General features: G+C 53.6%; 20 protein-coding genes and 1 pseudogene. 8 read left to right on the top strand and 13 right to left on the bottom strand.

What is annotated here, in order from left to right; all coding sequences use genetic code 11:
* Position 1 precedes the first annotated feature (1 nt).
* From HA50_RS25475 to HA50_RS25460, 4 genes are all read right to left on the bottom strand, one after another.
* A complete protein-coding gene (locus tag HA50_RS25475) occupies positions 2-4,102 on the bottom strand; it encodes an AIDA repeat-containing protein (RefSeq protein ID WP_084879581.1) in 4,101 nt (1,366 codons plus the stop codon).
* 57 nt (positions 4,103-4,159) lie between these two features.
* Positions 4,160-5,293, bottom strand: a complete 1,134-nt coding sequence (locus tag HA50_RS25470) for an autotransporter strand-loop-strand O-heptosyltransferase (protein ID WP_244193703.1) — start codon at positions 5,291-5,293, stop codon at positions 4,160-4,162.
* 432 nt (positions 5,294-5,725) lie between these two features.
* The gene (locus HA50_RS25465; protein WP_139811035.1) at positions 5,726-8,716 is read right to left on the bottom strand and encodes a hypothetical protein; all 2,991 of its coding nucleotides are present in this window, start codon (positions 8,714-8,716) and stop codon (positions 5,726-5,728) included.
* 222 nt (positions 8,717-8,938) lie between these two features.
* The gene (locus tag HA50_RS25460; protein ID WP_084879578.1) at positions 8,939-9,703 is read right to left on the bottom strand and encodes a GntR family transcriptional regulator; all 765 of its coding nucleotides are present in this window, start codon (positions 9,701-9,703) and stop codon (positions 8,939-8,941) included.
* Positions 9,704-9,929: 226 nt separating this feature from the next.
* Here HA50_RS25460 and HA50_RS25455 point away from each other — a divergent pair.
* The 3 genes and pseudogenes from HA50_RS25455 to HA50_RS25445 all read left to right on the top strand — a co-directional run bounded on the left by HA50_RS25455 (position 9,930) and on the right by HA50_RS25445 (position 12,519).
* Positions 9,930-10,716, top strand: a pseudogene (locus HA50_RS25455) (ABC transporter substrate-binding protein).
* Between the two features lie 4 nt (positions 10,717-10,720).
* Positions 10,721-11,695 carry an SIS domain-containing protein gene (locus HA50_RS25450; RefSeq protein ID WP_084879577.1) on the top strand — a complete coding sequence of 325 codons (975 nt, stop codon included), beginning with the start codon at positions 10,721-10,723 and terminating at the stop codon, positions 11,693-11,695.
* Positions 11,696-11,706: 11 nt separating this feature from the next.
* The gene (locus HA50_RS25445) at positions 11,707-12,519 is read left to right on the top strand and encodes a PfkB family carbohydrate kinase (RefSeq protein WP_084879576.1); all 813 of its coding nucleotides are present in this window, start codon (positions 11,707-11,709) and stop codon (positions 12,517-12,519) included.
* Here the strand turns inward: HA50_RS25445 and HA50_RS25440 are convergent.
* From HA50_RS25440 to oxdA, 8 genes are all read right to left on the bottom strand, one after another.
* A complete protein-coding gene (locus HA50_RS25440; RefSeq protein WP_084879575.1) occupies positions 12,484-13,068 on the bottom strand; it encodes a histidine phosphatase family protein in 585 nt (194 codons plus the stop codon). The genes HA50_RS25445 and HA50_RS25440 overlap by 36 nt on opposite strands.
* On the bottom strand, positions 13,068-13,832 hold the full coding sequence (locus HA50_RS25435; protein WP_084879574.1) for a CbtA family protein: 765 nt from the start codon (positions 13,830-13,832) through the stop codon (positions 13,068-13,070). Before HA50_RS25435 ends, HA50_RS25440 begins: the two co-directional genes overlap by 1 nt.
* A gap of 10 nt (positions 13,833-13,842) precedes the next feature.
* Entirely contained in the window at positions 13,843-14,052 is a 210-nt protein-coding gene (locus tag HA50_RS25430) for a CbtB domain-containing protein (protein WP_084879573.1), read from the bottom strand.
* Between the two features lie 34 nt (positions 14,053-14,086).
* The gene (locus HA50_RS25425; RefSeq protein ID WP_084879572.1) at positions 14,087-14,512 is read right to left on the bottom strand and encodes a nitrile hydratase accessory protein; all 426 of its coding nucleotides are present in this window, start codon (positions 14,510-14,512) and stop codon (positions 14,087-14,089) included.
* Positions 14,509-15,168: a nitrile hydratase subunit beta gene (nthB, locus tag HA50_RS25420; protein ID WP_084879571.1), complete on the bottom strand. Its 660-nt coding sequence runs from the start codon at positions 15,166-15,168 to the stop codon at positions 14,509-14,511. Before nthB ends, HA50_RS25425 begins: the two co-directional genes overlap by 4 nt.
* Before the next feature lie 22 nt (positions 15,169-15,190).
* Positions 15,191-15,799, bottom strand: coding sequence for a nitrile hydratase subunit alpha (gene nthA, locus HA50_RS25415; RefSeq protein ID WP_084880245.1), 609 nt, complete (start codon positions 15,797-15,799; stop codon positions 15,191-15,193).
* Between the two features lie 163 nt (positions 15,800-15,962).
* Complete coding sequence (locus HA50_RS25410; protein WP_084879570.1) at positions 15,963-16,829, bottom strand: transporter; 867 nt, start codon at positions 16,827-16,829, stop codon at positions 15,963-15,965.
* A 47-nt stretch (positions 16,830-16,876) separates the two neighbouring features.
* On the bottom strand, positions 16,877-17,923 hold the full coding sequence (oxdA, locus tag HA50_RS25405) for an aliphatic aldoxime dehydratase (protein ID WP_084879569.1): 1,047 nt from the start codon (positions 17,921-17,923) through the stop codon (positions 16,877-16,879).
* 302 nt (positions 17,924-18,225) lie between these two features.
* On the opposite strand from oxdA, the gene HA50_RS25400 reads away from it, so the two are divergent.
* From HA50_RS25400 to HA50_RS25390, 3 genes are all read left to right on the top strand, one after another.
* Entirely contained in the window at positions 18,226-19,209 is a 984-nt protein-coding gene (locus HA50_RS25400; RefSeq protein WP_084879568.1) for a helix-turn-helix domain-containing protein, read from the top strand.
* Between the two features lie 154 nt (positions 19,210-19,363).
* Positions 19,364-20,743, top strand: coding sequence for a diguanylate cyclase (locus tag HA50_RS25395; protein ID WP_084880243.1), 1,380 nt, complete (start codon positions 19,364-19,366; stop codon positions 20,741-20,743).
* Between the two features lie 188 nt (positions 20,744-20,931).
* A complete protein-coding gene (locus HA50_RS25390) occupies positions 20,932-21,498 on the top strand; it encodes a class I SAM-dependent methyltransferase (protein ID WP_084880240.1) in 567 nt (188 codons plus the stop codon).
* A 6-nt stretch (positions 21,499-21,504) separates the two neighbouring features.
* Here HA50_RS25390 and HA50_RS25385 read toward each other — a convergent pair whose 3' ends face one another.
* Positions 21,505-22,416 carry a MurR/RpiR family transcriptional regulator gene (locus HA50_RS25385; protein WP_084879567.1) on the bottom strand — a complete coding sequence of 304 codons (912 nt, stop codon included), beginning with the start codon at positions 22,414-22,416 and terminating at the stop codon, positions 21,505-21,507.
* Positions 22,417-22,948: 532 nt separating this feature from the next.
* Between HA50_RS25385 and HA50_RS25380 the strand changes: the two genes are divergently transcribed.
* A complete protein-coding gene (locus HA50_RS25380; protein ID WP_084879566.1) occupies positions 22,949-25,090 on the top strand; it encodes a TonB-dependent siderophore receptor in 2,142 nt (713 codons plus the stop codon).
* 47 nt (positions 25,091-25,137) lie between these two features.
* Positions 25,138-26,229, top strand: a complete 1,092-nt coding sequence (locus HA50_RS25375) for an ABC transporter substrate-binding protein (RefSeq protein ID WP_084879565.1) — start codon at positions 25,138-25,140, stop codon at positions 26,227-26,229.
* Positions 26,230-26,310: the final 81 nt, after the last annotated feature.

Genomic DNA, 26,310 nt, shown 5'->3' with positions numbered 1-26,310 from the left:
ATCAGAACGACACGCCCAGTCTGACCTGGCCGTAATAGCCACCGGATTCCGCGCCGTGCAGCGCATCAGACCAGCCACCCTGCACGCCCAGCGTCACGTTCTGACGGATACGTGCGTCCAGACCACCGTTGATCCCAACGCCGGTACCCGACAGGTTGCTCCTGAACGATGCTTCCGATCCCGCCACGCCCGGCACCGATGCCGTCACGCCGCTGTGGCCGCCGTAGCTCTGCGTGATCGATGGCGTAACCCACCAGCTCAACTTCGCCTTCGCAGACTGCGACGAGCCAACCTTCAGCCCTGCACGGACCGACTGGCGATGAGTGTTGGACCAGCTGAGTGATGCTGCTTCATCCTGAGCATCATCCACGCTGAGGCCCTGCACCGTGTACTGCAACTGCGGTTCCAGTGACAGGTTTGATCCGACGTTAAACGCCTGACCAAGTTCTGCCGAGGCCAGCCAGCCGGTGCCGTCAGTCGACAGACGCGTGCCGTCGTTCGAGTTGGTAGACAGGCTGTGGCGACTTGCCTGCAACAGACCATCAACATGTAAACCCGCATGGCTGCGGCCCGACAGGTACACGCCACCGGTATAAGACGTGTCGCGATCGGTACCCGCCGCGTGGCTGCCGCCGTCACGCCAGACATCGCTGCGCATCAGGCCGGTGGCACCGTACAGCCCTGCCCGCCAGTCGGCATTGGCGCCGTCAAGCTGCCAGAGATCCCCACCCAATTGCAGGAAGCTGTACGCGCTGCTGCTTTCCGGCACGCTGCCGCCTGTCAGGCTACCGCTGTCAGCATGGCGCAGATGGCCCGCCACCAGACGGCCCCAGACCCGGCTGTCCGGCGCGTAGTGGAAGCGTGTGTCCGCCGTACCTGCCACCAGGCGATCGAAATCGAGTGACAGTGACGGCAACGCCGCGTAGCTCCACATGCCGTCACGGTAGTTCGTCGTTCCGCTAACCGGCGTGGTGTCGCTGCTGCCCTCGTCCGGTGTGGTAGTACCGGTATCCGTAGTAGGGGTTTGTGTCAGCTGGGAAGTCAGGTACCAGCTCTGATCAGCGTTGCGATACAGGCTGTAGGAATACGCACCCGCCACCAGCGGTTGGTTCAGGGTAAACGCGCCGACATCGGTCGTGCCCCCGTTAATGGCCTCGATCACCGCAATACCGTTGCCGGTGGTCTGGGCACCCAGTCCGCCCCGGTTCAGCACCAGCAGGCCGGTGCTACCGGTAGCCTGACCGCCATCGATAACGACTTTATCGATCGGTGAGCTGCTGTCGCCCGCCACGGTATAGAGGGTAATAGTACCGCCATTGCCGACCAGGTTGGTCACGGTCAGCGTATACGGGGTAAAGGCCCCCTGCGACGGTACAAACACGATGCTGCCGGCGTTCGTCAGGGTATCGACCAGTGAGTCACCGGTGATATTCCAGCTACTGCTATCATCAATGTTCACGTCCGTCGGATCGATGATACCGGTCAGGGTGGTGCTGTTGACCAGCGACAGTGAGGTACCGGCCTGCGCCACAATGTCCGTGGTGGCTTGCAGGCCGTCCATGATCAGTGCGCCGTCATTGAGGTTAACCTGCGACTGGCTGAAAGTGCCGCCCAACGTCAGCGTACCGGAACCGTTCTTGGTGAGCTGCCCGCTGCCGGTGATATCAGTATTCAGCGCTGCGCTGGTGCTGGTGTCATAGGTGGTGACACCGTCGTTGACGAAGCTGCCGCTTGCCAGCGTCAACACGCCGCCATCGGCAATATTCAGCAGACCGCCCGCCGCCACCGTGGTGTCCGTCGCGGTACCGCCACTGCTGACTGACAACAGGCCGCCATTGTTGATGATCGAACTGGAGCCACTACCGCCGTTAAACACGTCAAGCGTGCCGCCGGAGTTCACGGTGGTTGAGGTCACGGTGCCCAGTACACTCTGCACACCGCCTGAATTCACCGTGGTGCCAGTGGCATGGCCGATGACGTACTCCAAGCCTCCCTGGTTAATCACCGTCCCAATCGATGAGTCACCCGATTTGACGTTCAGGAAACCGTTGTTCTCCAGCAACACGTTTTGCGCCAGGCCACCGCTGATAGAAAACGCGCCCAGTGCGTTAGTCCCCGCGAGAGTCGCCCCGGTGCTGGTATTGAGCCCCGCACCGGATGCCAGCGTCAGGCCAGAGGCGATAGCACCATCATTGACATACAGCGTGCCCCCGGAGTTTACGGTGGTATCAGACGCCGTAGCGCTGCTAGCGACATTCATGAAGCCGTTATTGGTTACGGTAGTCCAGTTCGCCGTGCCGCCGCTGTAAACATACTGCGCACCGCCAGCCGCCACTGTGGTTGAGTTGGCTGTTCCATAGATACCCTGCGCAGCGCCAGCACCGATTTCTGTACCGGTCGCCGTACCGCCGCTATAAATATACTGGGCGCCGCCTGAATTCACCGTGGTTGACGTCGCCTCACCCAGAACCTGCTGCGTACCTCCCAACACGGTAGTGTCGACGGCTTCAGCGCCGGCGTATACCGTCTGGTAGCCGCCAGAGTTCACCACGGCTGAAGTACTTAAGCTACCTGAGTTGACGTACTCGATGCCGCCAGAATTGATCTGGGTCGCATTGGTCGAGCCGCCACTGTAGAGGTAGGCGAATGCGCCGTTATTTATCGTGGCGGAGGTCACGCTGCCTGCGACATTAATCTGACCACCAGAGTTCACTACCGTGTCAGTCGCCGTTCCAGCACTGGTGACGAACTGATTACCACCCTCAACGATGGTTGCGTTAGCACTGCCTCCGCTTTGAACATACTGCGTAGCGGAAGTATTCACGATGGCAGAATTGGCAACACCATAGACATACTGCCAACCAGAGGAATTCACAGTAGTACCCGTAGCCACGCCACCCACGCCTACATATTGATCACCCTGGTTAACCGTGGTACCCGTTGCTGTCCCGTATACCGACTCCTCTCCGCCGTTAATGACTGTAGAGATAGCGGAGCCTCCGGAACTCACGTATTGCGTTCCACCCAGGTTCACCGTCGTGCCCGTTGCTGTTCCGAATACCGTCGCCTGTCCGGAATTAATGACAGTGGAGATAGCGGAACCTCCGGCGCTGACATATTGCACCCCGTTCAGGTTAACCGTGGTCCCCGTTGCCGTCCCTGAGACTGTTTCCGTGCCGCCATTCAGGACGGAAGAAGTGGCAGAACCTCCACTGAGGATGATCTGGTTGCCATTGCTGTTCACCGTGGTATCCAGAGCCGTTCCGCCGCTATAGACGACTGCCAATCCCGCAGAGCCAAGGGTGGTGTTGATAGCACTGGTGCCAGACAGCACAGTTAATATGCCGTTATTCTCCATCAGAAGATTGTTTGCCACACCACCACTGATAGAGAAGGCACCCAGGCTGTTGGTGCCGTCGATCGTGGTGCTGGTGTCAGCGGTTAATGATCCTCCTGCCAGCTGAGTGAAATCGGTCACCACTGCGCTAACCACAGCACTTAAGTATCCACCCGAGTTGAGCACCACGTTACTGGCTGTGCCGCCAGCAATATTCGCCCGTCCGCCTGAGTTAACGGTAAGATCGAAGGCAGTTGCACCCGGATTAAGCCCGATGCTTCCTCCACTATTCAGCGTCGTTGAGAAAACAGAACCCCCAGAATAGACATACTGCCTCGACCCGCTGTTGACCGTTGTGCCGGTTGCCACACCACCACTGCTGACGTACTGGAAAGACCCGCTGTTGTTTAAGGTGGTCGCTACCGCAGAACCTCCGGCAAAAACAGTCTGATTAGCGTCATTGGTCACTGACGTTGAAGTGGCTAAGGCACCACTACTGACGTATTGCCAGGCATGATTGGTCACGGTCATGCCGGTCGCGGTATCACCACTGTTGAGCGTCTGCGTCACTCCGGCTCCCGAAATGGTACCGGTGTAAGTCACCGCCGCTGCTGGCTGCGACGCGATGCCCCCCCCCAGCAGCAGGATCGCACATGCCGCCTTCTTCACCGCCATCGGCGGACGCCCACCGCTGCCGGCGCGCTCTGATGCCACTACCCACGCCTGACGCGCTGCGCTCCAGACAATTCTGTAAGCTTTATTCATTGCCCTGTCTCTCTTGTTTTAGTGTTTGCAGGTGAACGGTCACCTTGTGTGTGGTTTTTATTGCTGCCCATGCAGCTGTGCATGGAGCCGGTCGGTCACGCCACAGACCTGTTTTCCAGTAATCAGGCGGGTGCACTCGAACTGCCGATCGGTTCCCTTGTGACGCGGGCACCAGAAAAAGTCCTGGTGGTCGAAGGTTTCATGCAGGCTGTCCCAACAGCCGCTGCAACCGTGACTGCTGAACACCCGCCAGGGTGTGTAAAATTCGGAGCCTGGCAGGGTGAAGCCGCTGATCAGCACCACCGGTATCTGCGACGCCCAGGCAAGCCAGGAAAGCCCACTGGACAAACCGATAAAGAAACTGGCGTGGCGCAGCAGATCCACCCGTTCCTGCAAAGGCAGATTGCCGGTGAAGTCTTCAGCGCCGTAGGGGATGTGGTTCCAGACAAACCCACGACCGGTACGGGCCTCACGGTCGATACACAGCACCCGGTAACCCAGACTCTTCAGGTGTGCCACCACCTCCGCCCAGCCATGTCCGTTATTCCAGAACTTGGCCTGGGCAGTGGACTGGACAGCGATGCAGACGTAAGGCTCGGTAATGGTGCGCGGTGCGCTGAGATTGAGGCGCGGAGCCTCCTCCCGTGGGTCAACCCCCAGGATATGTCCGGCAATGCGGTGAAAACCCGACTGGCGGAAGTCAATCGGCTGATGCGTTTCGTTGCCGCCGAAAAACAGGCCGATGCGATACGTAGCGTACGGGGCACGCTGTACCACAGCGTCCGGCGCGGAGAAGCGAATGTGCGGATATTGCCCTTCCAGCAGGCTAATAATGTTCGGCGCCATCGCACACTCCAGCCGACAACCGTGCAACAGGCGGAAACGTTCCGCGTAGTGGAACCACCCCAGCAGATCGCCCAGCGTGCCGGTGGGGAAGGAAATCAAAACGTCCCGGTCCTTCAGGGACAGGGTTTCATCCAGCAGCGGAGCCACTTCATCGCCACGCCAGACCTGAATGCGGAAACGGACAAAATACTTTTTGGCGGATGTAACCCAGCCAGCACCGGACTCGCAGCTGAACAGGACGTTGCCTGAGTCATCGTCCAGCAAGGCAACGCGCCAGCGCCCTGCGGGCAACAGGATCCTGGCCCCATCATTAAAGTCGAAGAAAATACCGGCTGGCCCCTTCATTGAGGGACGGTCTGGCGGAAGAACGAATGGATAAGCGACGGGTGCTGCGCTATGAACTGGCGCAGACGCAGTAATATCAACAGCCGGGATAATTTCAGTCATGGCAGGCCCCCGCTGTGCTTAACCTGCAACCAGCGAACCTGCCACTCTGACGGGTAAGTCATTCCTCTCACACGCACTCCATGATGCTCTTAAAATAAGAACATTCTTAATTTAACGACGACATGGAGGGGTTATCGGAGGGATTGGGATTTTCAGTAGAGGTGTTCAGTAAAAATAGTTTGCACGCTAAGGTAAGCGCCATAACGATAGCGTTTTAAAGGGGGCGGATATGTAGAACTCCGCCAACAACTCAAGTTAGAACATGTTGTTAAGTAAATATTCTAAGCGGTTAAATGATCCAGTCCCCTTAATCACGCAATACACCTATATTCATTCAGCCAAAAGGACTTGCTTTCTTGCTTTAGACCTTTTCTTCGGAGGTGAGCCCGTAGATGCCGATTCTGCAGATATTTGCCTTTCCGGTTCTTTACTAACCGGTTTCTCAACGACTGGGGTTACGGCTACGGCTGGAGCTGCGGTTGGAGCTGGAGCTGGAGCTGGAGCTGGAGCTGCGGTTGGAACTGGAGCTGGAGCTGCGGTACGGGCAAGTAAACGGTCAAGGGCAGGATTGTTATTTGAATTCAACCATCCATCTCTCACTAATTGGTGAATCATTTTAGTATTGATTTCGTTAACCTCTTTAAGACTGGGAGCATAGTTCGGCAGAGCTAATAAATGCATATGAGTTTCCCAGATATTTAACATGGTATACAGCAAGCCATCATAAGGGGCGTTAACACCTCCCTCCAGTACTTTGAATGTTTCCTGCCAGAGACCACGAAATTTATCAAAAAGACGGTTTCGTAAATCGTTTAGATCTATTGCCTTCATAAGTTCGCCTTTCCCTATCATTGAGGTAATATCGCGACCAGCAGGACGCATCATACTTTCCGCATCACGACTTGCCCCTTCAATAGCCGCACCCGCCATAGCCCGTATAAACAAACCATCAGTCGCAACATCAGATGAGCCAGGTATCGCTTCAATACGCTCGACGCGAGACTCCCATTCAGCTTCCTTAACTGCATTACTTTCATTAGCAAAAGCAACAATTTCTGAGGTTAAATTATTCAGGTTTCTCACCCATTCGGGTTCGGGCATATGTTGTTTTGCGGTAGAAATAATATCGCTGGAAATTTTATTACCAATGTAAATCTTTCGATAGGCTACAATTGCATTCCGTTGCTTTTCATAATTTTTATTATCATTCTGTTGAGTTTCACGTAGCATTTCAGGTGTGATAGTCCTATGCCCTAATTCATCACTATTCATTGCTTGGGCCAACTTTACAGCATCATTTCTTATTTTTGTAAATGATGCAATTCTCCGATGTTTAACACTCATTAAATTACCATTTTCCAGAGTGTCGCTGGATTGTTTATAAAATGCCAGTGGCAGGTGATCTCGTAATTTCCCTTTTTGTGCTGCCGTGATTTTGGGAAATACAGAACGATCATAAACACTCTCGACGCGCTCGTAAAAATCGCTTTTCTCTGAATTCGCGCGTTCGATACTGGGCACGCAAGAACGTTTAGACATCGAGTCAATTAAATCAGAGCGAGTTACCTCATCTTTTTGTGCCAGTTGCTCCATTAATCGTGTCAACCTTACACCAGCCGGTTTCAACATTAGCTGGGGAATAACCGCCATGATAAACTCTTTAGCTTGTGGCGGGAATAACGCTTCACAAATTCGTTTGGCGGGAACGGCGCCATCTTTTAATAAATCAAGCAAATCATTTGCCAGGTCTTCCAGAAGTAATCCGCAGCTGGTTACTGACTGGCCACTGAGAATACCGTCAGCCAGACGTTTCGCCACATCTGCTTCATCCAGCCACTGCAGAAAAGTATCTGGACCTAATTCTTTGGCTTTTTTCAGTGCCTTCTGCATATCTTCAGTGGTGGTTGATTCTTTCTGGGGATCAAGGTTATCAAGGGCCTCTCTTACTGGTGGAGGTAATTCCTTAGTGAGTTCTTTTTCAGGATCTTCGTGCCCAGGATCACTGTAAACCGATTCAGGAAGCAATTGATGTTTACTTCCTTCAACAACTGCATTAACCCACTCCGGATTATTTGCAAAAACCCAGTCCTCATTAGTACGTATTGCTTTGCCTTTATTGGTCCATTCATCCATCTTTTTTATGAATGTCTCTGTATACTCACTGGCTTTACATACAATATTTGCCCAAGGGTCTACTACCCAGCAATTATCATAATCGGAAAAGTGAATGCTATCTTTAGCATAAGGAGAAGGTTTACCGACAAGCGTAAAGGCATGGGTACCTTTTTTGTCAACTTGATATTGCCTGGAATATCCACCACTCTTATTTATGATTTGATCAGCAATCCCTGACATCTCGCCACAATTCCCTGCACCTAGCTTCATTGCCAAAGTATTATCTGGATAAAAAGGTGGCATACGATTATGTCCAGTGGCGGTACCTAAACCGCACCAGGCTTTCCTTTTATGTTCAATAGCCTTATTTCCATCAAACCAAGCTTTTGTTATTCTGGTGACGCTATTAGGATCGTTTATGCGCATTTTATTTTCGCTTTTTGTTCCAATCTGTTTAAATCGATCTCTGACAATTGCATTTGCGCTTTCCGCAAAATATTTATTCTTGTTAAATCCAGGCCCATCAAGATGCCTATAAGCAGGGATTGATGGAAGTGTATAAATCTCTTCAGATTCGTTTCTGTCGACCGGCGAACAATCTAATAATCTCTGCAGATTTTGTATATGGCGCGCCTCTGCAATATTGCTATCCATCGATTGAGGAGGATGATTAAGGGAATTGAGAATATTGTGATTACTAGCATCAACCGGGACAAAGAAATCGTTAAGCGTTGAATTGGAAAAATTACTACTCCCTATCCCACTATCTTTTAATGAGTTGACCACCCCATCCATAAACTGTAATTTTTCGTCTGGAGTCAATTGACTGTTATTGGTGATAAATGATAGAAAGTTATTTTCATTTTGTCCATTTAAATATTTTTCAACTCCTGCATCTGTCCACTGATTTTTCAATCCCGAGGTTACCGCCTGGCTAATATCCATTTCACCGAATTCAATACCTGAAAAGTCGATGGGTGTTCCGGGAGTAAAATCTTTAACAACTTCCCCGAGAGCATAAAACCTCTCAGTCATGATTGTTTCACGCTCATAATCACCAAGGTGCTCCGGTACAGGTTGCCTTAGTAGCTGCAATGCATCACTACCTGAAGAACTGGAGGGTGAAATACTTTCCTGATGGGTGGATGTTGAAGCCACGCTCTCCGCGTGGCTATATGTTGGAGTATTGTTAAGTATCGGATTCATGTCATTTACCTTTAATTAAATTAGGTAAAATCTATCTGAATCACTTTTTATGACTTCCGTTTTTCTCCAGAAATTTATAGTTTTCGCCTGGAGTTGGAATTATCTTAAAATACTTAAAACACACCCTCCCGCTAATAAATTGCATTCCTCATCATGATGTTCATTTTTATCTCCAGGCAACCATGTTGTTCCTGATACTTACTCTGATTACACAATTGCAATTCACGGCGCCGTCACATCCACTGCATTCAATCCGCCATTGATGCGGAAAGCGACCCGTTGCGGATGGTTTACCGAAACCAGATATTCAATCGGCTGACGCTGGCTATCGTAAATTACACCCCGGTACACCAGCGCCGGGCTTTCTGGTTTTGCCTGCAACAACAGATGGTCTTCTTCACTCATTGCAGCAGCACGGACGGTCCCTTCATCATAAACATCATGAATAGCGTAACGTTCCGCCAGCAGGCGATAGAGGGAGCCTTCTTTTTCTAACATCTCTGCACTTAAATCCGGGACACGCGATCGCGGTAAATAACTGGTTTCAATGCAGAAGGGATGACCATCGGCTAGCCGCAGGCGTTTAATCATCACTAAATCATCCCCTTCTTCAATCTGCAGCAACCGTGCAATGCGCGCGCTGGCCGGGGATACATGGAAATAGATCAACTGGCTGCTGGGTACGGCACCATTGAGTTCAAGGATTTTGCTGATCCCCAGTGCCGGTTGCAGAGGACGTTCAATGGCGGTATCCACCAGCCAGGTCCCTTGATTGCCGCGCCGTTCCAGCACGCCTTCATCAATTAACTCTGTCAGCAGCTTGCGCACCGTCATCCGACTGATCCCCAGCATCTCGCTCAACTCGCGTTCTGCCGGAATCTGATCGCCGCTGTTGAAATCGGGTGAATTTAGTATTTCGAGTAAGCGTTTGCGCGCATCAAGATAACTTCTGCGCGGCCTTCTGGTCTGCTTTTCTGGACTGTTCATGGTCTGTTTTGTTCTGGTGTCATTAAAAAAGAATTTAAAAACCAATCATTTGATTTAGAAAATAAAAATGATTGATAAGCTTGTAATTAGGAAAATAAGCATAACATACCACGATGATTTTTTTACGCCTTTGCGGCGAATTGTTGTTGCTATATACATCAGATTGCGTGTAAATCACCCCACATGGTCTGTTTTTAGGTATAAATACAACACCAGGGAAACAATAATGAAAATAAAAAAAACCGTCACCGTTATAGCCGCAGCAATAGCATTATTTAGTTGTGTCCACACGGCGATGGCCGCAGATCCACTGCGTTTAGGCATCGACCCTACTTTCCCGCCTTTTGAATCGAAAAATGCCAGCGGTCAACTTGTCGGTTTCGATATTGACCTTGGCAATGCGATTTGCGCGGAAATGAAGGTGCAATGCTCGTGGGTGCAGAACAGCTTTGACGGGCTGATTCCGGCACTACAGGCAAAAAAAATTTGATGCCATCCTTTCTTCTCTTTCGATCACCGACGAACGCAAAAAAGCCATCGCTTTCAGCGACAAACTGTTCAATACCCCTGCCTTCCTGATTACCGCCAAAGGCAGTTCGCTGACCCCTACGGCACAGTCGCTGAAGGGCAAACGTATCGGGGTGCAGCAGGGTTCGGTGTTTGAAAACTACGCCAACAAATACTGGCGTAACGCCGGTGTGGAAGTGATTGCCTATCCGGATGCGGAATCGGTGTATGCCGATCTGACCAATGGTCGCCTCGATGGCACCCTCGACGATGCCGTAGTGATCACCGAAGCCCTGCTCAGTAAACCTCAGGGTAAAAACTTCGCGCTGGTGCAGCCGCAGGTGAAGGATGACGAGATCTTCGGACCCGGCACCGGTATCGGCCTGCGCCAGAGTGACACCGCATTGCAGGCCCGTTTTAACCAGGCCATCGCCACCATTCGCGCCAACGGCACCTACGATCGCTTAGCTAAAAAATACTTTGATTTCAATATTTACGGTGAATAACTCCATGCAGACCCAATCGATTATTTCCTCCCTGATGAGCGGCCATTTTCAGCATAAACCGGTGCGTCAGGTGTTCCTTGTGGCCTGCGGGGGTTCGCTGGTAGATATGTATCCGGCGCACTATTTCCTGAATGAGCAAGGTGAAAACCTGCGTTCGTGGATGATGACAGCCAATGAATTTGTCTATGCCACTCCTCACGCATTAGGTGAGTCGTCAATCGTTATCGTCTGTTCACATGGCGGCAATACGCCGGAATCGGTCGCTGCCGCCCAGCTGGCGAAAACGCGCGGAGCCGCCACCATCACCCTGACGCACAATCCCGAAGCGCAACTGCTGCAATGGGCCGACCATAACCTGCTGTATAAATGGGGTGATGACACGCTGGTCACTGAAAACCCGATGGCGCTGATCCTCAGCCTGTGCGTTGATGTGCTGCGTCAGGTGGAAGACTACGCCGGATGGCATGATTTCCAGCAGAGCTTTGGTCAGATCGATCAGGTGATCCGCCAGGCCCGCACCCAGGTCGCCGCCCGCTGTGCCGACTTCGCGCAACAATATCAGCATGAATCGCTGTTCTATGTGCTCTCCAGTGGCGCCTCATACGGACACGCCTATGGCTTTGCCATCTGCTCCCTGATGGAAATGCAGCGTCTCGATGCCGCCTCGATTCACAGCGGGGAATTCTTTCATGGTCCGTTTGAAGTCACCGATAATCACGTTCCCTTTATTCTGTTGATGAATGAAGGCCGCACCCGTGGTCTGGATCAGCGTGTGCTGGGATTCCTCAATCGTTACAACGATAAAACCGTGGTGGTGGATGCCCGCGAGCTGGGTCTGGATGCCCTGCCGGTGTCAGTGGTTGACTACTTTAACCCGGTGCTGTTTTACAGCATCATGTGCGACTACCGTGCGGCGCTGGCTGATATTCGCCAGCATCCGCTCTCAACCCGTCGCTATATGGGCGTAGTGGAATACTAAGGACAGCGGTAATGAAGGTAATTGGCGTAGGCGACAACGTTGTCGATAAATATGAGCACCGCCGCGTGCGCTATCCGGGAGGCAACGCGCTGAATTTCAGCGTGTATGCCGCGATGCTGGATGCCTCTGCTGCTTATCTGGGTATCTTCGGCAACGATGCGGCGGCAGACCACGTGATGCGGACGCTGGCAAAACGCGGTATCGATACACGTTATTGCCGGACGGTTGAGGGTGAAAATGGCTATGCGCGCCTGACCATCGAGCAAGGCGAACGGGTGTTTCTCGATTCTAACCTTGGCGGCGTTCGCCAGACGGAATCGATGGATTTCGTGCTGCAACACCGCGCCTGGCTGGCGGATTTCGCGCTGATCCACACCAGCAGCTACAGCTATATCGACGCACAATTGCCTGAGCTGGCGAAGCTTCCCGGCTGGCTGACCTATGATTTCTCCGATGACTTTGTTATCGATCAGGCGTTGCCATTATGCCGCTGGCTCGACGCGGCCTTTTTCTCCTGTGCCGGATGGTCGCTGTCAGACACGCGCGACCTGCTGACGCAGGCGGTGCAAGCCGGTAGCCGCTATGCCATCGCCACGCGGGGTGCAGAGGGGGCCATCCTGTTCGACGGAGAAAACTGGTATCAGCAGCAACCAGAAGCAATCACGCCGGTGGATACTTTAGGGGCCGGTGATGCGTTTATCACCGCCTTTCTGCTCAGCCTGCGCGCTCAGGGCAATATCCCGGCAGCGTTACAGGCCGGTGCGCATTTCGCGGCGAAAATTTGCCTGTTAGAGGGAGCCTTCGGCGAAGGCGAGTCTTACTGAATTAATGCTGGTGAGATGCCAGCGTTTGCCATCACCCCGCAGGGTCGTGATACTCAGCGGGGCGATATCAATCAACTGAAAAGCACTGACCGGTGCACCCAGCAGACCAATAACCATTGCCCGAATCACCGCCGCTGACACGATGGCGCACTGCGGTTGACGATCGGCAACGTAGCCGGACAACCAGGAGTCAGTGCGCGCCAGCAGTTGCGCCACCCCTTCCCCTCCCGGTGCAGCCTCACCTGCCAGCCAGCGCTGAAAATCCTCACCATGCTGCGTGATCACTGCTTTGATCGGCATCCCCGCCCAAAGCCCATAGGCCGGTTCTGCCAGTGCCGGTACGCTTTGCCCCACTGCCCCCAGCGCCTGTGCCGTCTGTTGTGCCGCCAACTCCGGTGCCAGCCATATTTGGCTACCCGGTGCGATGCCCCCCTGCATCTGTTGTGCGGCCAGGCGAGAGGCCTCACTCAGGGCATCATTAGCAGGAAACCGTGAGTGGCGATTTGCCAGGGTTTCCCCCTGGCAAATCAGTTGCAGGACAGCGGCCATCAGTATCCTGCCGTTGCGTAGCGATGACGGGGATTCTGCACGGTCTTTTCGGCAAACAGGCCAAACAGCAGCCCGGTTGCACACCACAGGGTCAGCTGCGTGCCGAAAGAACTCAGGCGGAAACGCCAGAGCACATCAGCAGAGAAGCCATGCGGAACCTCATTTATCGCAGGCATCAGCAGGCAGGCCACGATCAGCATCGCCAGCCCGGCCAGCAGGCCCCACAACGCCGCATTCCAGCTTCCCAGCCGCGCCCGCAGCTGATGGGCGCTCCAGGCGGCAGTGACCACAATCACGGCGGAGACCAGCAGCATCACGAAGTAGAGCATCGTCCGGTAGCCAATAGTCGATGCATCACCCACCGCCGGTGGATTAGGCGGATATTTAAGCCCCGGCATCAGGCTCATGATCAGGAATCCCCCCAATGCCAGCGCCAACGCCAGTGCTCTCGCCCCGGCCGGACCGGTGCGCTGCCAGCATAACGACCAGACCAGAGCCAAAGCACCGCCCATCGCCGCACTGAACAGGATCATCCCGCTCAGCAGACCTGCGCCAGACTGCGTACCGCGACTGAAAACTTCGCCATCGGCTTCATGATCATGGTGATGCTCGCTCCCGGCGCTACTGTGCTGTGCGGCGAGGGTTTCTTCGAATGAAATCGCCCGATCAACCTGCGGCTCACCAAAGAAATGGGCAAAACTGAAGGCGATGATGCCAGCGAGGATCCCTGCCATCATCCCGTTTAACAGAAGTTTTCCGGTCATGGTGATGTCCTTAATGGCAGGGGAAACCCAGCAGATGCCGCGCATCATGGAAATATTCATGGATCTGATTGCCGGAGAACACCGCAGTGGCCCCCTGCTCAGCACCAATAAAATACACCGCCAGCAGCACCATCAGCGTAATAAAAGCCGCCCAGGGTAATACGCTATTGAACGGGATCGGGGCCTGACCTGCATGAATATCATTAACGGTACGTTCCATTTTTCTTCCTCATATCTGGCTGCAAGTAAAAACTTCAGGGATTAATACGCGCCGACGCCGGACTGACCGCCACGGGAACACGCAGCACCGGATGGTGATGATGATCATGCGCAGGCGGACAGCTCGCGCTGGATAGCGTCACCGGCATACCATGCGGGGTATTGAGATACGCCTGCCGCCATTCGTCGGTGCGGCGGACAATATCGGCCTGCCCGGTCAACTCCAGCGACAGCAGCATGTGCTCGGTGGCGGCAACCCACTGGCGGTAATAAGCATCATTAACGCTTTCATGTTCCTGTATCGGGTGCGCTTTGATTTCTGTGCTGAAAACATCGACCCACTCTTTCCAGCTGAACTTGCCAGCCTGATGCAGGCAAACGATCAGGGAAAACACCTGTGCCTGCCACGGATGTTCAAACGGCGCGTTTTCCGCATCATGGCCCGTAAAGGATGTACTCATAACGCCTCCAGATAGTCGTCCCACAGATCGATACGCACCGTGTCTTTCGACGGCGCGTTATCACCCCACAACTCGGTGGCGGCAAAGCTGACGCTGTACACGTGCTGCGGATGTTCACCCAGGCCGTGGGCAACGGTGTCCGGGGTAACAAAAACCCCATGATCAATCACGATGGTGCCGATCTTGTCGCGCACATAACGTGGCAGGCGGGTATGTCCGCCGGGATTGATGTTTTTCGCCCGGACGCGATCACCCACCCGGAAGCTGGCGGGTACATCAACATCAACCCGCGCCGAGGCACCGGTGGTGACCACCGCCTGTACCATCTCCTGACGTAACACCGGTGTTTCCGCCGATGCGATAACGGGCTTGACCGCTCCGGACAACTCATCAAGGGTGATCACCCCCTTCTCCAGCAGCAGCGTCTCGAAAGCGTGCATCCAGTGTTCGTAATAACTTTCTTCGAGATAGTGCGCCGGATTCATGCGCTCAATGGCATGGCGGAACATATCCACATTGAAGTGACCGCCGACAAACAGCGAGGCAAAAAAGGAAAAGGCACGTCGCTCCCATTCATGATGAAAAGGAGGTTCGTTTTCTTCGGTGACAACAGCACCCATACCGTGCATACCGCCCAGATCATGTATCCCGTTCATAGCGTCTCCTGAAAAGAAGGGTTTAGTTACCCGGTTGCAGCGCCACGCCCGTGCCAATCATGGCATCGCGCGTCACCAGATCGGCCAGCTGAGCTTCACTCCAGCCCTCGGTTCCGGCCGGTCTTTCTGGCAGCACCAGATAACGCAGCTCGGCGCTGCTATCCCAGACGCGGATTTCCCGATCTTCACTGATGTGCAGGCCAAACTCGGCCAGAACACTGCGCGGTTCAATCACGATGCGTGAGCGATAAGGTGCGGATTTGTACCAGGCAGGCGGCAGTCCCAGCGTTGGCCACGGGTAGCAGGAGCACAGGGTGCAGACCGTGACGTTGTGAACATCGGCGGTATTCTCCACCACCATCATGTCTTCCCCTTGCACCCCGGAAAAGCCCAGCTCGGCAATGGCCTCAGTGCCATGCGCCAGCAGACGGGCCTTGTAATCCGGGTCGCTCCAGGCTTTCGCCACCACCAGCGCGCCATTGCGGGGGCCAATGCGGTGTTCGTAGGTGTCGATAAGTTCATCCAGCGCGACGGGATCAATCAGCCCCTTTTCCGTCAGCAGCGACTCCAGTGCTTTCACGCGCAGCGCGATTTCCGCAGGCGGCTCGGTGTGGTCGTGATCATGTTCCATGGTGTTTCTCCGGGAAATTAAAGGTAAATACTGTGATGACATCTGCTTCCAGTCATTGCCCGCTTCAAACGCGACAGCGGGCTGATTACTGACCTGAACATAACGCGACTGCACAACGCCTACCTGGTTGAGAAGGACAGTCACCTGGTCAGGAAGGACAGCATCAGAAAACGCGGGCATAACGCAGATTCAGGCGGAAATCCTCTTCCGCGCCATTTTCCACACGCAGATCGCGGCCCAGCTGGATCTGGAACTGGTCGCGCGGGGTGACAAATTTGGTGGCGGTGATGCGTACATTGGTGGTCTGCGCCGGGTTATCCTGCTTGTCGCCGTCAACAGTGGTCTCGCCGCCCCAGGTCTGACCGAACCCCAGGCCGAGCGCCAGCGTCGGATCGGGCATATAACGCCCCATAATCTGCGCTGCCCAGGCGTTGTCCTGCTGCAAACGGGATGAGGCGGTCCCATAGTCGTTATTGTTGCCGTACCAGATGGCGTCACCGACCACATCCAGCGCCCATTTTTCCGTGAAGAACTTGACCCAGGCGGCCTGCAAATCCACCTTCCAGCGGTTCTCCCCCAGATTCAGGGCGTCCTTATGGTCATAGTTACCGGTGGGAACATAGAGATAGGGGGCAAAACCAAACACATCGCCGCCTTCGCTGAGTTTCACCTTTAACGGCACGGTCAGAATTAAGTCGCCGGTGCCATTGGCGGAACCGAGCGCAGCCGCGTCGCCGCCACCGGAGATGCGGCCAAATGGCAACAGGAACTGCGGGTCGAGGGTGGCGGATTCGCTGATCTGCACGGTATGCAGCAGACGCAACATGCCGATATCGGAGGTCAGGTTGTAATCCGAGCTGACTTTATCGCCGCGCGAGTGCGCCGAGCCGGTTGAAGCGTGCTGGTAATAAAGCAGCCCTACCGTGGTGCCGTCGGGAAACTGACTGTAGTCGCCGGGTGCCACTTCCACGGCGAACGCAGGCAAAGAAGCCAGCAGGGTGGCAGGCAGGAAAAAGCGTAATGCGTGCATAAGGTAAACCCCAGAAAGTGATCGATGGATGAGATTTCGTCGTATTTTCAGCGCAATGCGTCACGCAGCATCCCGGTCTGGGGATGGCAGTTGATGTATTCAAAGGTTTGAAAACGGGCGTCGGAGACCGACACTTCGTGGTAGAGCCGCAGTTTTTGCAGACCGGTCACCACGCGGAAAAAGGTGGTGAAGATACGCAGATGGGTGGGATGGGATTCTGCCCAGCGTTCAAGCCGGTCCAGGGATCGCCAGAAACCAATGTCGTAGGCAATATCCAGCAGGTTGCCGTCTTTATCGACGTTGCGCACAAAGCGGTTGCTATAACAGCCGAGCGGCTGCCCTTCGTCGCGCAGAAAATCCATGCCTGCCTGTAACGGCGGCAGCATTTCGGTGAAGTACAGCTGACGCTCCTGTTCGTCGGCTTCCACCCAGTCCTGGCCAGATCGGATCAGCGTGATATTGTCATGGCCCTGCACCACCACGCGGCCTCCGGCTGCCGGGTCGCCGGCAATCACCCGCAGTTCCCCGTCAGGTTGTAGCCAGTCATTTTGCGAGGCCGGAATACGATCGCGCACCGATCCCCAGTAGCCATGCTCCTGAATCTCGCCGCTGAGGTTATCCATCACCGCGCCGACACCGGGCAGATCCTCTTTAAAGGCGTAGAGGGTTTCGAACTGTTCAGCACGCGGCGCGATAATCTCACGGAAATAACCGAGACCTTCGTGCAAACGATCATCCGCCGACCACCACTGATCGATTTCCGGCTGACGGATCCAGTGACAGTAAGCCGCCGGATCGCGCCAGTAACCCACCACGATAAAGTTACCGTAACCCTGGTTGTCAACATGGAAGGTGATGTCATGGTTGCCAGGGCCGTTATCGAGGCTGAAGCTGGCGACGATGTGCTGCATGGCGCTGACAGCTGTTGCCCGCTGTTCTTCGCGAAATTGCACGCCCAGATACGCCATCACCACCTGAGTCAGGCTGGCATCGGCCCGGCCAACAAACATCGGGAAAGGCGGTTGATAGTCGTCATGAACCCGACGGGACAAAGTGCGCGGACATTTCAGGTGTTTATCAATGGCAGATTCCATACAGACTCCCAGGTAGATAGTTTTCAGCGATGGGTTAATTCGCCATTGATACTAAGGAGATTTTTTCTGGCTACCTGGCTTAGTCGGACAATCACCTGGCTGGAAAGGACAACCCTGATGACGCGGGTGATGATGAAATGAAACGGTGCAGCATTGCCCGCCAATAGTGCGTCTGCGTCGCGTCAGCGCCACTGAATAGTCAAATTATCCCGCCAATTCATGTCGCCATCGTCATGGCGCAAATATTGCTTTCAGTTTGAAACCATCAATCCTGATGCGCAGTTTTCATATGAGGTGTCGCTGTGAACAGTCATTCCACACCCAGGGATATCCGCTATTCCACCGAACATGTTGCCGTGCCTCAGCGCTTTGAATACTGGAATGATGTCATTATGCGTCACTGCATTCCTTCAGATGGTAAGCCGCTGGCGGAGGGTCGTTTTGAGGGCGAGCTTGCGGTGCGGGAGGTCGGTCTGATCGATGTCTGCACCCTCACCTCAACGCTGCACTACTGGGAGCGTAAGTCACAACATCTGCGCACCGGACCGGAAGACGACCTGTGGCTCGGTTATATCCAGGGTGGCTATGGTCAGTTGGAACAAGGGGGGCGTAAAGCCAGCCTGGCAGCGGGGAATCTGGTGTTGTACGATGCCGCGCAGACCTTTCGTTTCAGCATTGGTGGCAGAAATAACCATCTGATTCGCATCCCGCGCCATCTGCTGACCGGGAGAGTGCCAGCCAGCGTGGGTTTCACCGCCACCATCCTTGATGATACCCGTCCGGGGATTATCCCGTTGCGGGAGATGATTTATCAGACCGTGCAGACGCCGGTGCTGATGAATAACCCCGATGTCGCTGGCCGCTTTTCGCAGACGCTGCTGGATCTGCTGGTGCTCAGTCTTGAGTTGCAGGATCACGCCAACGCGGCGTCCGAGCGCGATCTGTACGCCAGAATGCGCAACTACATCAGCCGCAACCTGACCAATCCTGAACTGAGCGTAGAAAGCATGGCGCTGGCACATCACGTCTCCGTGCGTACCGTGGCCCGGACCTTTGCCCGTAAACAGAAGACACCCGCCGCGGTCATCTGGCAGGAAAGATTACTGGCCAGCCGCGATGCACTGGAGCAGGGCCGGGTAACCAGTGTCTCTCAGGCGGCACTCGACTATGGATTCTCTGATTTTTCTCACTTCAGCCACGCGTTCCGTAAAGCCTTTGGTGTCACACCCAACTCGGTTCTGAAGCAAAATGTGCAGGTTTTTATCCCCGCGCCGGATAAATCCTGATGTTCTGCAACGGAACCAGGGGGTTCCGTTGCGGTTATTTGTCTTAATTTTAGCTCTAATTGTCATGCTATTGTTAAAACAAAGGCACATTACACCAGGTGTGATACGATATATTTTCACCAGGATATCCAGCTAACATTTGGTTTGTTTAATGATGCAGGAAGAAATAGAACAATATATCGCAGTCATTCTGCAAGAATGGCGGCCATTACGTGCAGCACTTCCACAAGATGTTATCGCTATTTTACGTCAGATTGCGGATACACAATCCGATAATCTTGCTCACCGCTTTTATGAAACATTGCTCAAAGATCCGGCTATTTCCAGGCATTTGTCTTATGAACTTGTTGAGGAGCGACTCAGTAGCTCGCTGTCGAAATGGGTTAAAGCCATTCTGACCGAAGATGAAAGCCAATTTGAAAACCTGGCGCAGCTGCAATACCACGTCGGTGGTGTGCATGCCCGCATTGGTATTCCGGTTGAATTTGTTCAGCGCGGTGCCCGCCAGCTAAAATACGGTATTTTTGCTTACGTTGCCCAGCATGATATTCCGTACCCCCTCAGTTTACAGGTGATGCACTATGCGGCGATGGCGATTGATATTGCCATCGAAATGATGAGCCATGCCTATGCGATGTCCCATTATCGGGCCACGCGTAATGAAGAAGCTTATCGTATGCATGTACTGATGAATAATGCCTGGCAGGAACAAGGCAAACAACAATCGGCCCTTTCCAGCTGGGAAAACTCGGTTATCTATAATCTGGTGAGTGGTGTACCACAAACGGAACAACTGCTGAATATATCCGAATCTAACTTTGGCCTGTGGTTCCGCCATAAATGCGTGCGCCAGTTTGGTGAAAACCCCCAGATTCAGCAGATGCGCCAGCTGATGGCGAAGATTGATACAACCATGGCCGGTATTGATTTAACCATGGCCATACCGGTAGAAAAATTGCAGGAACTGTTGCGTGTTATTCACGCTAACTGTCAGAAAATTAATACCTATATGGAGATGCTATTTAACGACGTCTCTCATATGCAGGATGGTAAAGATGCACTGACTAATTTACTTAACAAACGTTACCTGCCAATTATTCTAAAACATGAAGTCAGCCTGGCAATGGAAAATCGTTTACCGTTAAGTGTCGCCATCATTGACGTGGACTTCTTTAAAAAGGTCAATGATGAATGGGGACATTCGGTTGGTGATCGCGCATTAACCCATATCGCTAATCTGTTGAGTGATAATATTCGTGCCAGCGACTATTTATTCCGTTATGGCGGTGAAGAGTTTTTGATTGTGCTGGTTGAGGCGGGTCAGTCGGAAACCTATACGTTATTAGAACGGATTCGTCGCATTGTCAATAATACGCCTTTTGAAACCGTGTCCGGAAAAACCATCACCCTCACGGTCAGTATTGGCTATACATTACATAGCGGTCACCCGGATTATAATTTATTACTGAATAAGGCTGATGCTGCATTATATGAAGCCAAACGCGGTGGCAGAAACCGTATTGTTCAGCAATAAATCTGCGTATTTGCACACATTCGTAGCGGCGCGATTTATCGCGCTGTTACAAATAGCGCTGTAATGATTGCCGCAACATGACAATTTTGTCATCCTGGCCGGATTCACTCTTAAAACGGGCCCCTTTAAGTTTTCCTTAAGAAATGCATGGCTAAACTCCAGTGATACACCTGGAGGTGATAACCGTGATATTAACCACTTTTTCATTGCTCAAAGAAAAGACCCGTTATATGCAGGCGTTTATTGCTAACCCCCGCGCTTTTGGCTCGATTGCTCCCTCTTCACCCTCCCTTTGTCGCCGAATGTCGGATGCGGTGGATTGGACGCAGGCGCATCACGTCGCTGAGCTGGGTGCCGGAGACGGCGTTCTGACGCGCCATTTATTAAACCGTATGCACTCCCGCGCCACCCTGTCGGCTTATGAAATCAATCCCCGGCTGGCGCTGAAACTCTCCTCGCTAAACGATAACCGCCTGACCGTGTTCACGGATTCTGCCGAACAGGTCGAACAGGGATGCGATGCCATTTTTTCCTGTTTACCCTTACTGTCGCTGCCGGAACCGCTGCGCCATCGCATCCTGCAACGTGTGGTCGCCTCGCTCAATCCCGGCGGTTTGTTTATTCAGTTCCAGTACACCTCGTTTTCTGAACCGCTGCTTTCCGGCTACTTCCACTGGACGCGCACCAGAGTGATGCGCAACCTGCCCCCGGCGTTGGTCTATCGCTGCCAGAGCGTCGGTGTCTGCGCGGCCTGAGGCCATTTATGACGACTTGTTTTTACGCGCACCAGGGCGTGTCAGCGCATTGCTGATCTCATACAGCTTGCTCATGCTGGTCATGGTGGCAACCGGTGCTGCGGCAGCCAGCCCCAGCACCAGGATTTCCAGGCAGATCATCGGCGTGGCATGTACTGGCATTTTGTCAGCCGAACGGCTGCGCGGGATCTCAATCATCACATCGGCGTGCTGCGCGAAAATGCTGTCGGGCGTGCCGGTTAGCAGCACAATTTTCATCCCCAGCCGCTGAGCTTCTGCCAGGGTGACCAGACCTTCCGGGTGCGCACTGCTCTGCACCAGCATAATCAGCACATCCGCGTGACGCATATCAGCGATCTGTTCACTCAGCGAAATACCGGTGCGGTTAAGCACATACGAAGGGGTGCCATTGCGTTTGAACAGCCGCGCGGTGTAATCCGCCAGGATGGCGGATGCGCCAATACCGAAAATCGCCACCCGCTCCGCCTGCTGCAACAGCCCGATGGCCTGCTGAATAGCCTGACGATTATCCGGTGCCGCCAGCATCTCGCAACTGATGCGATAACTGTCGAGCACGAAATCGATGCTGCCCCGCGCATCCTGCGAGAGTTCATTGACAGTCACCGCCACCCGCGCCGGTGAACGACTGGTGACACCCAGATATTCGGCAATCACAATCTTCAGATCCCGGAAGCCAGAAAAACCCAGCGCCTGGATAGCGCGGATCACCGTGGCGTCAGAAGTCTGGGTATCAATCGCAATCTCCAGCGCGGTTTTATCCAGCACGGCACTGCGATGCTGGTGAATGTGCTGCGCGACTTTTAACAGCCGGGGAGTTAACAGATGCTTATTGGCGTGGAAGCGTTCGCCATAGAGATCATAGGGTTTTTTGCTGATTTTGGGATTGGACTCAGTCACCGGGGTTAAATACCTTATAAATTATACAGTTAATCAGCCCTTCCCCATTTTTCATCACGTTATCAGGCTAACTTTCGGACCGTTTTACGTATTAGTAAAGCCTGAACAGGCCCGCTAAGTAAAGAATAGTCGATGGTTATTTGGTCAGTCATCGCGTTGCATTCGCTCATTATTCTTCTGAATATTAAGAATACCTTAATTTATGACTTAATAAGTTCAACGCAATAATCAATGAAGAGTGCCGTTGCTAATCCCTTCCTGCCAGAAAAATGTAGTGTAATGACGGTAAATATTATGAAGCTACATCAACTACTACATTTTCAACACATAACACTAATTTTAAACGATATTATTCACTACATTATATTTATCCCTATCAGGAAATAATGTTTTCTCCTGCGTGAAAATCTCCATTTTTTATTTAGGTGAATAATTTATTTTCCCTGAAATAACAAGAAATGGTTGTAAATGAAAATCAATCTCATTAGTATCCAGCTTTCAAAATAATTCTCTTTGATGCGGATTTAGTTAAATGAAGTATCTTTCTTTCTTTTCACCAGCGGTAAAATATACGCTCTCTGGGTCACAGGTCTTACTGGCATCAACGCTTCTCTATGGTCATTCTGCCGCAGCCGCAGAAACTACCCAGGATCAAACCCTGACAGTGACAGCCGATCAGTCTCCCACCAGCAACACCGGCAGTTATAACCAGGATGATGCGGCGGCAACGCTCAGAACCAATACGCCGCGTAATGAAACACCACAGTCAATCAGCGTGGTGACACCCCAGGTAATGAAGGATTACCAGGTCACCAGCCTGAACGATGCCGTAAAGTTTGTCAGTGGCGTGACCCAGGGCAATACGCTGGGCGGCACCGAGGATGGCTTCGTGAAGCGTGGATTCGGTTCCAACACCGACGGCTCGATCTTTATCGACGGTGTGCGCAGCAACCAGGGACTGACCATGGACTCCAGCATCGACCATGTGGAAGTGCTGAAGGGTTCTTCCTCCCTGCTGTACGGCATCCTTAACCCAGGCGGCATCATCAACCTGGTGAGTAAAAAGCCGCAGTATGAGTGGAACACCCATATCAGTGGCGAGTCCAGCAGCTATGGCGGCGGCACCGGCATGGTGGATATCACCGGCCCGCTGGGTAATGGCTTTGCCTTCCGCATGGTGGCGGAACGCCAGCGCGAAGATTACTGGCGCAATTTCGGCGTGAATGAACACACACTGCTGGCCCCTTCACTGAGCTGGTATGGCGAGCGCGCCACCTTCAACATCAGTTACGTCGAGTACAAATACGATGTGCCTTACGATCGCGGTACCGCCTTTATCAACGGTAAACCGGTCGATATTCCTTACAACCGTCGCCTCGATGACAGTGCCAACCATGCGTGGGGCAAAAACAAACGCCTCAACGTCAGCTATGGCTACAACCTCGATGATACCTGGGATACCCACCTGAACTATGGCTGGATGCAGCGCCGTTACGACAGTAACGAAGTGCGCGCCACGGCGATTAATACCACCACCGGCATTGTGTCACGCCGTGCGGATGCCAACCGTGGCTTCAACCATCAGACCGAGTACGTTTCCTGGGATGTCAGCGGCTCACCGGTGATCGCCGGAATGCAGCATGACCTGCTGCTGGGCGTTGATTATGAGCAAAATGAAACCTACAAGGCACGTTCCTATCGCGGCACCGTTTCCCGTACTTTTAACATGTACGATCCGGTGTATGGCGAGGAGCCGGTGCTCAGCGACAGCACTTACAATGACGCGCTGAGTAATCTGCGTACCAACCTGTACAGTCGTTCGCTGTTTGCCAAAGACAACATCCATCTGACAGATAAGTGGATCGCAGTACTGGGTGGACGCTTCCAGCGTTATACGCAAACCTCGAGCAACGGTTTTATCAACCCGGAAACCACGCTGAACGATCGCGGCAACGCGTTCCTGCCGCAGCTGGGCGTGGTGTATAAGGTGTTGCCGGATGTCTCGCTGTACGGCAGCTTTAGCAAGTCCTTCACCCCGTCCACGCAGACCGACGATAACGGTGATGTCGCCTCCACCGAGAAAGGCACCACCTGGGAGGTGGGTTCGAAATGGCAGGTCGCACCGAATCTGGCCGCCACGCTGGCGCTGTACCGTATTGATGAAAGCGATATGTCGATCTTTATCAACGGTGTGACGCGCAACATTCCTAAGGCCCGCTCGACCGGTGCGGAACTGGAAGTGAACGGTGAAATCGCGCCGGACTGGAATCTGATCGCCAACTACAGCTACGACAAGACGGAAATCGTCGAAGATAACGTTAACCCGGATAACGTGGGCAACCGTCTGGTCAACGCCCCCACCAATATGGGCAGCCTGTATCTGAGCCACACCCTGCGCTTCTCCTGGCTGCCGGGTGAACTGCGTGTCGGCGGCGGCGGTCGCTATGTGGGGACCCGCGCGGGCGACCCGGAAAACAGCTTTGTCATGCCTGCCTATACCGTGGCCGATGCCTTTATCGCCTGGGATAGCCAGCTGGTGGGTAAACATACCCAGCTGAAGCTGAACGTGAAAAACCTGTTTAACCGGGAATATTACGAATCGAGCGCCGGTAACCTGCGCGTGATCGAAGGTGAGCCGCGCGTCATGTACCTGCAAGCCTCAGTGGATTTCTAACCTGACTGGCTCCGCCTTTACCGGCGGAGCCACAAGAGAACTTATGCATGAAACGATTTCTCACGGCATTGTGCCTGCTGTTGCCGTTTGTGGTGCAGGCCAAAACCCTCACCGATAGCCTGCAACGTCAGGTGGAGGTGCCGGATAATCCACAACGTATCGTGATTGGCGAGAGCCGGATGATTTATACGCTGGCGCTGGTGGAAGATGGCAACCCGGCGAAGCGTGTGGTGGGCTGGCCAGCCGATCTGCGCAACCTCGACAAACAAACCTGGCAGCGCTATGTCAAAGCGTTCCCGGCCATCGCCAACATCGAGCAGATCGGCAACTCCAACTTTTCCCAGCTGAATGTTGAGAAGATTATCGCCCTGCGCCCTGACCTGGTGATTTTGCCGGTCTATGCCCGCACTCCACCGAACAACTCCCTGTTTATGCAGCAACTGGCTGCGTCAAAGATCCCGGTGCTGTTCCTCGATTTTCGCGTCGATCCGCTGGCGAATACCGTGGCCAGCCTGCGCACCCTCGGGGAAGCGCTCAATGACCAGGCAAAAAGCGAGCGTTTTATTGCCTTCTATCAGCAGCATATGCAGTTTATCCGCGACCGGCTGGCGGGCTGGAAAGGACCGCGTCCCAAAGTGATGCTACAACTGCATCTGGGGAAAAAGGCCGAATGCTGCACCACCGTAGCCCACGGTAATCTCGCCGATCTGATTGCCTTTGCCGGAGGCGACAATATCGCCGCCGGACGCTTCCCGGCGGTGTTTGGGCAGCTCAATCCAGAAGCGGTGCTGGCCGCCAACCCGGATATTTATATCGCCACCGGCTCGGCAGGGCCGGAAGATAAAGCCTTCCTGCAACTGGGACCACAGGTCAACGCGGCCAGCGCGCAGGCCACCTTTATCAGGGCGCTGGCGCAGGACGGCACGGTATCGGTGCTTAACGCCGTACAACAGCAAAAGGCATTCGCTTTCTGGCAGAACTTTTATATGAGCCCGTGGCATCTGCTGGTGGCGGAGTTCTTTGCCAAAACCTTCCATCCGGACTTATTCCACGATTTATCCCCGGATGAAACCCTGCGTGAAATGAATCAGCAGTTCCTGCCGATTCCCGAAACCGGCACCTACTGGACCCATAATTAAATATTGTTCGTCAGACCCACCAAAGGGAAGATGACAAATTTGTCATCTTCCCTTTTCCTTTCTGTTCGGAGCCATTCGATA

The organism is Pantoea cypripedii, from assembly GCF_002095535.1.
Classification (GTDB): domain Bacteria; phylum Pseudomonadota; class Gammaproteobacteria; order Enterobacterales; family Enterobacteriaceae; genus Pantoea; species Pantoea cypripedii.
This window is presented reverse-complemented; position numbering and strand designations above follow the sequence as displayed.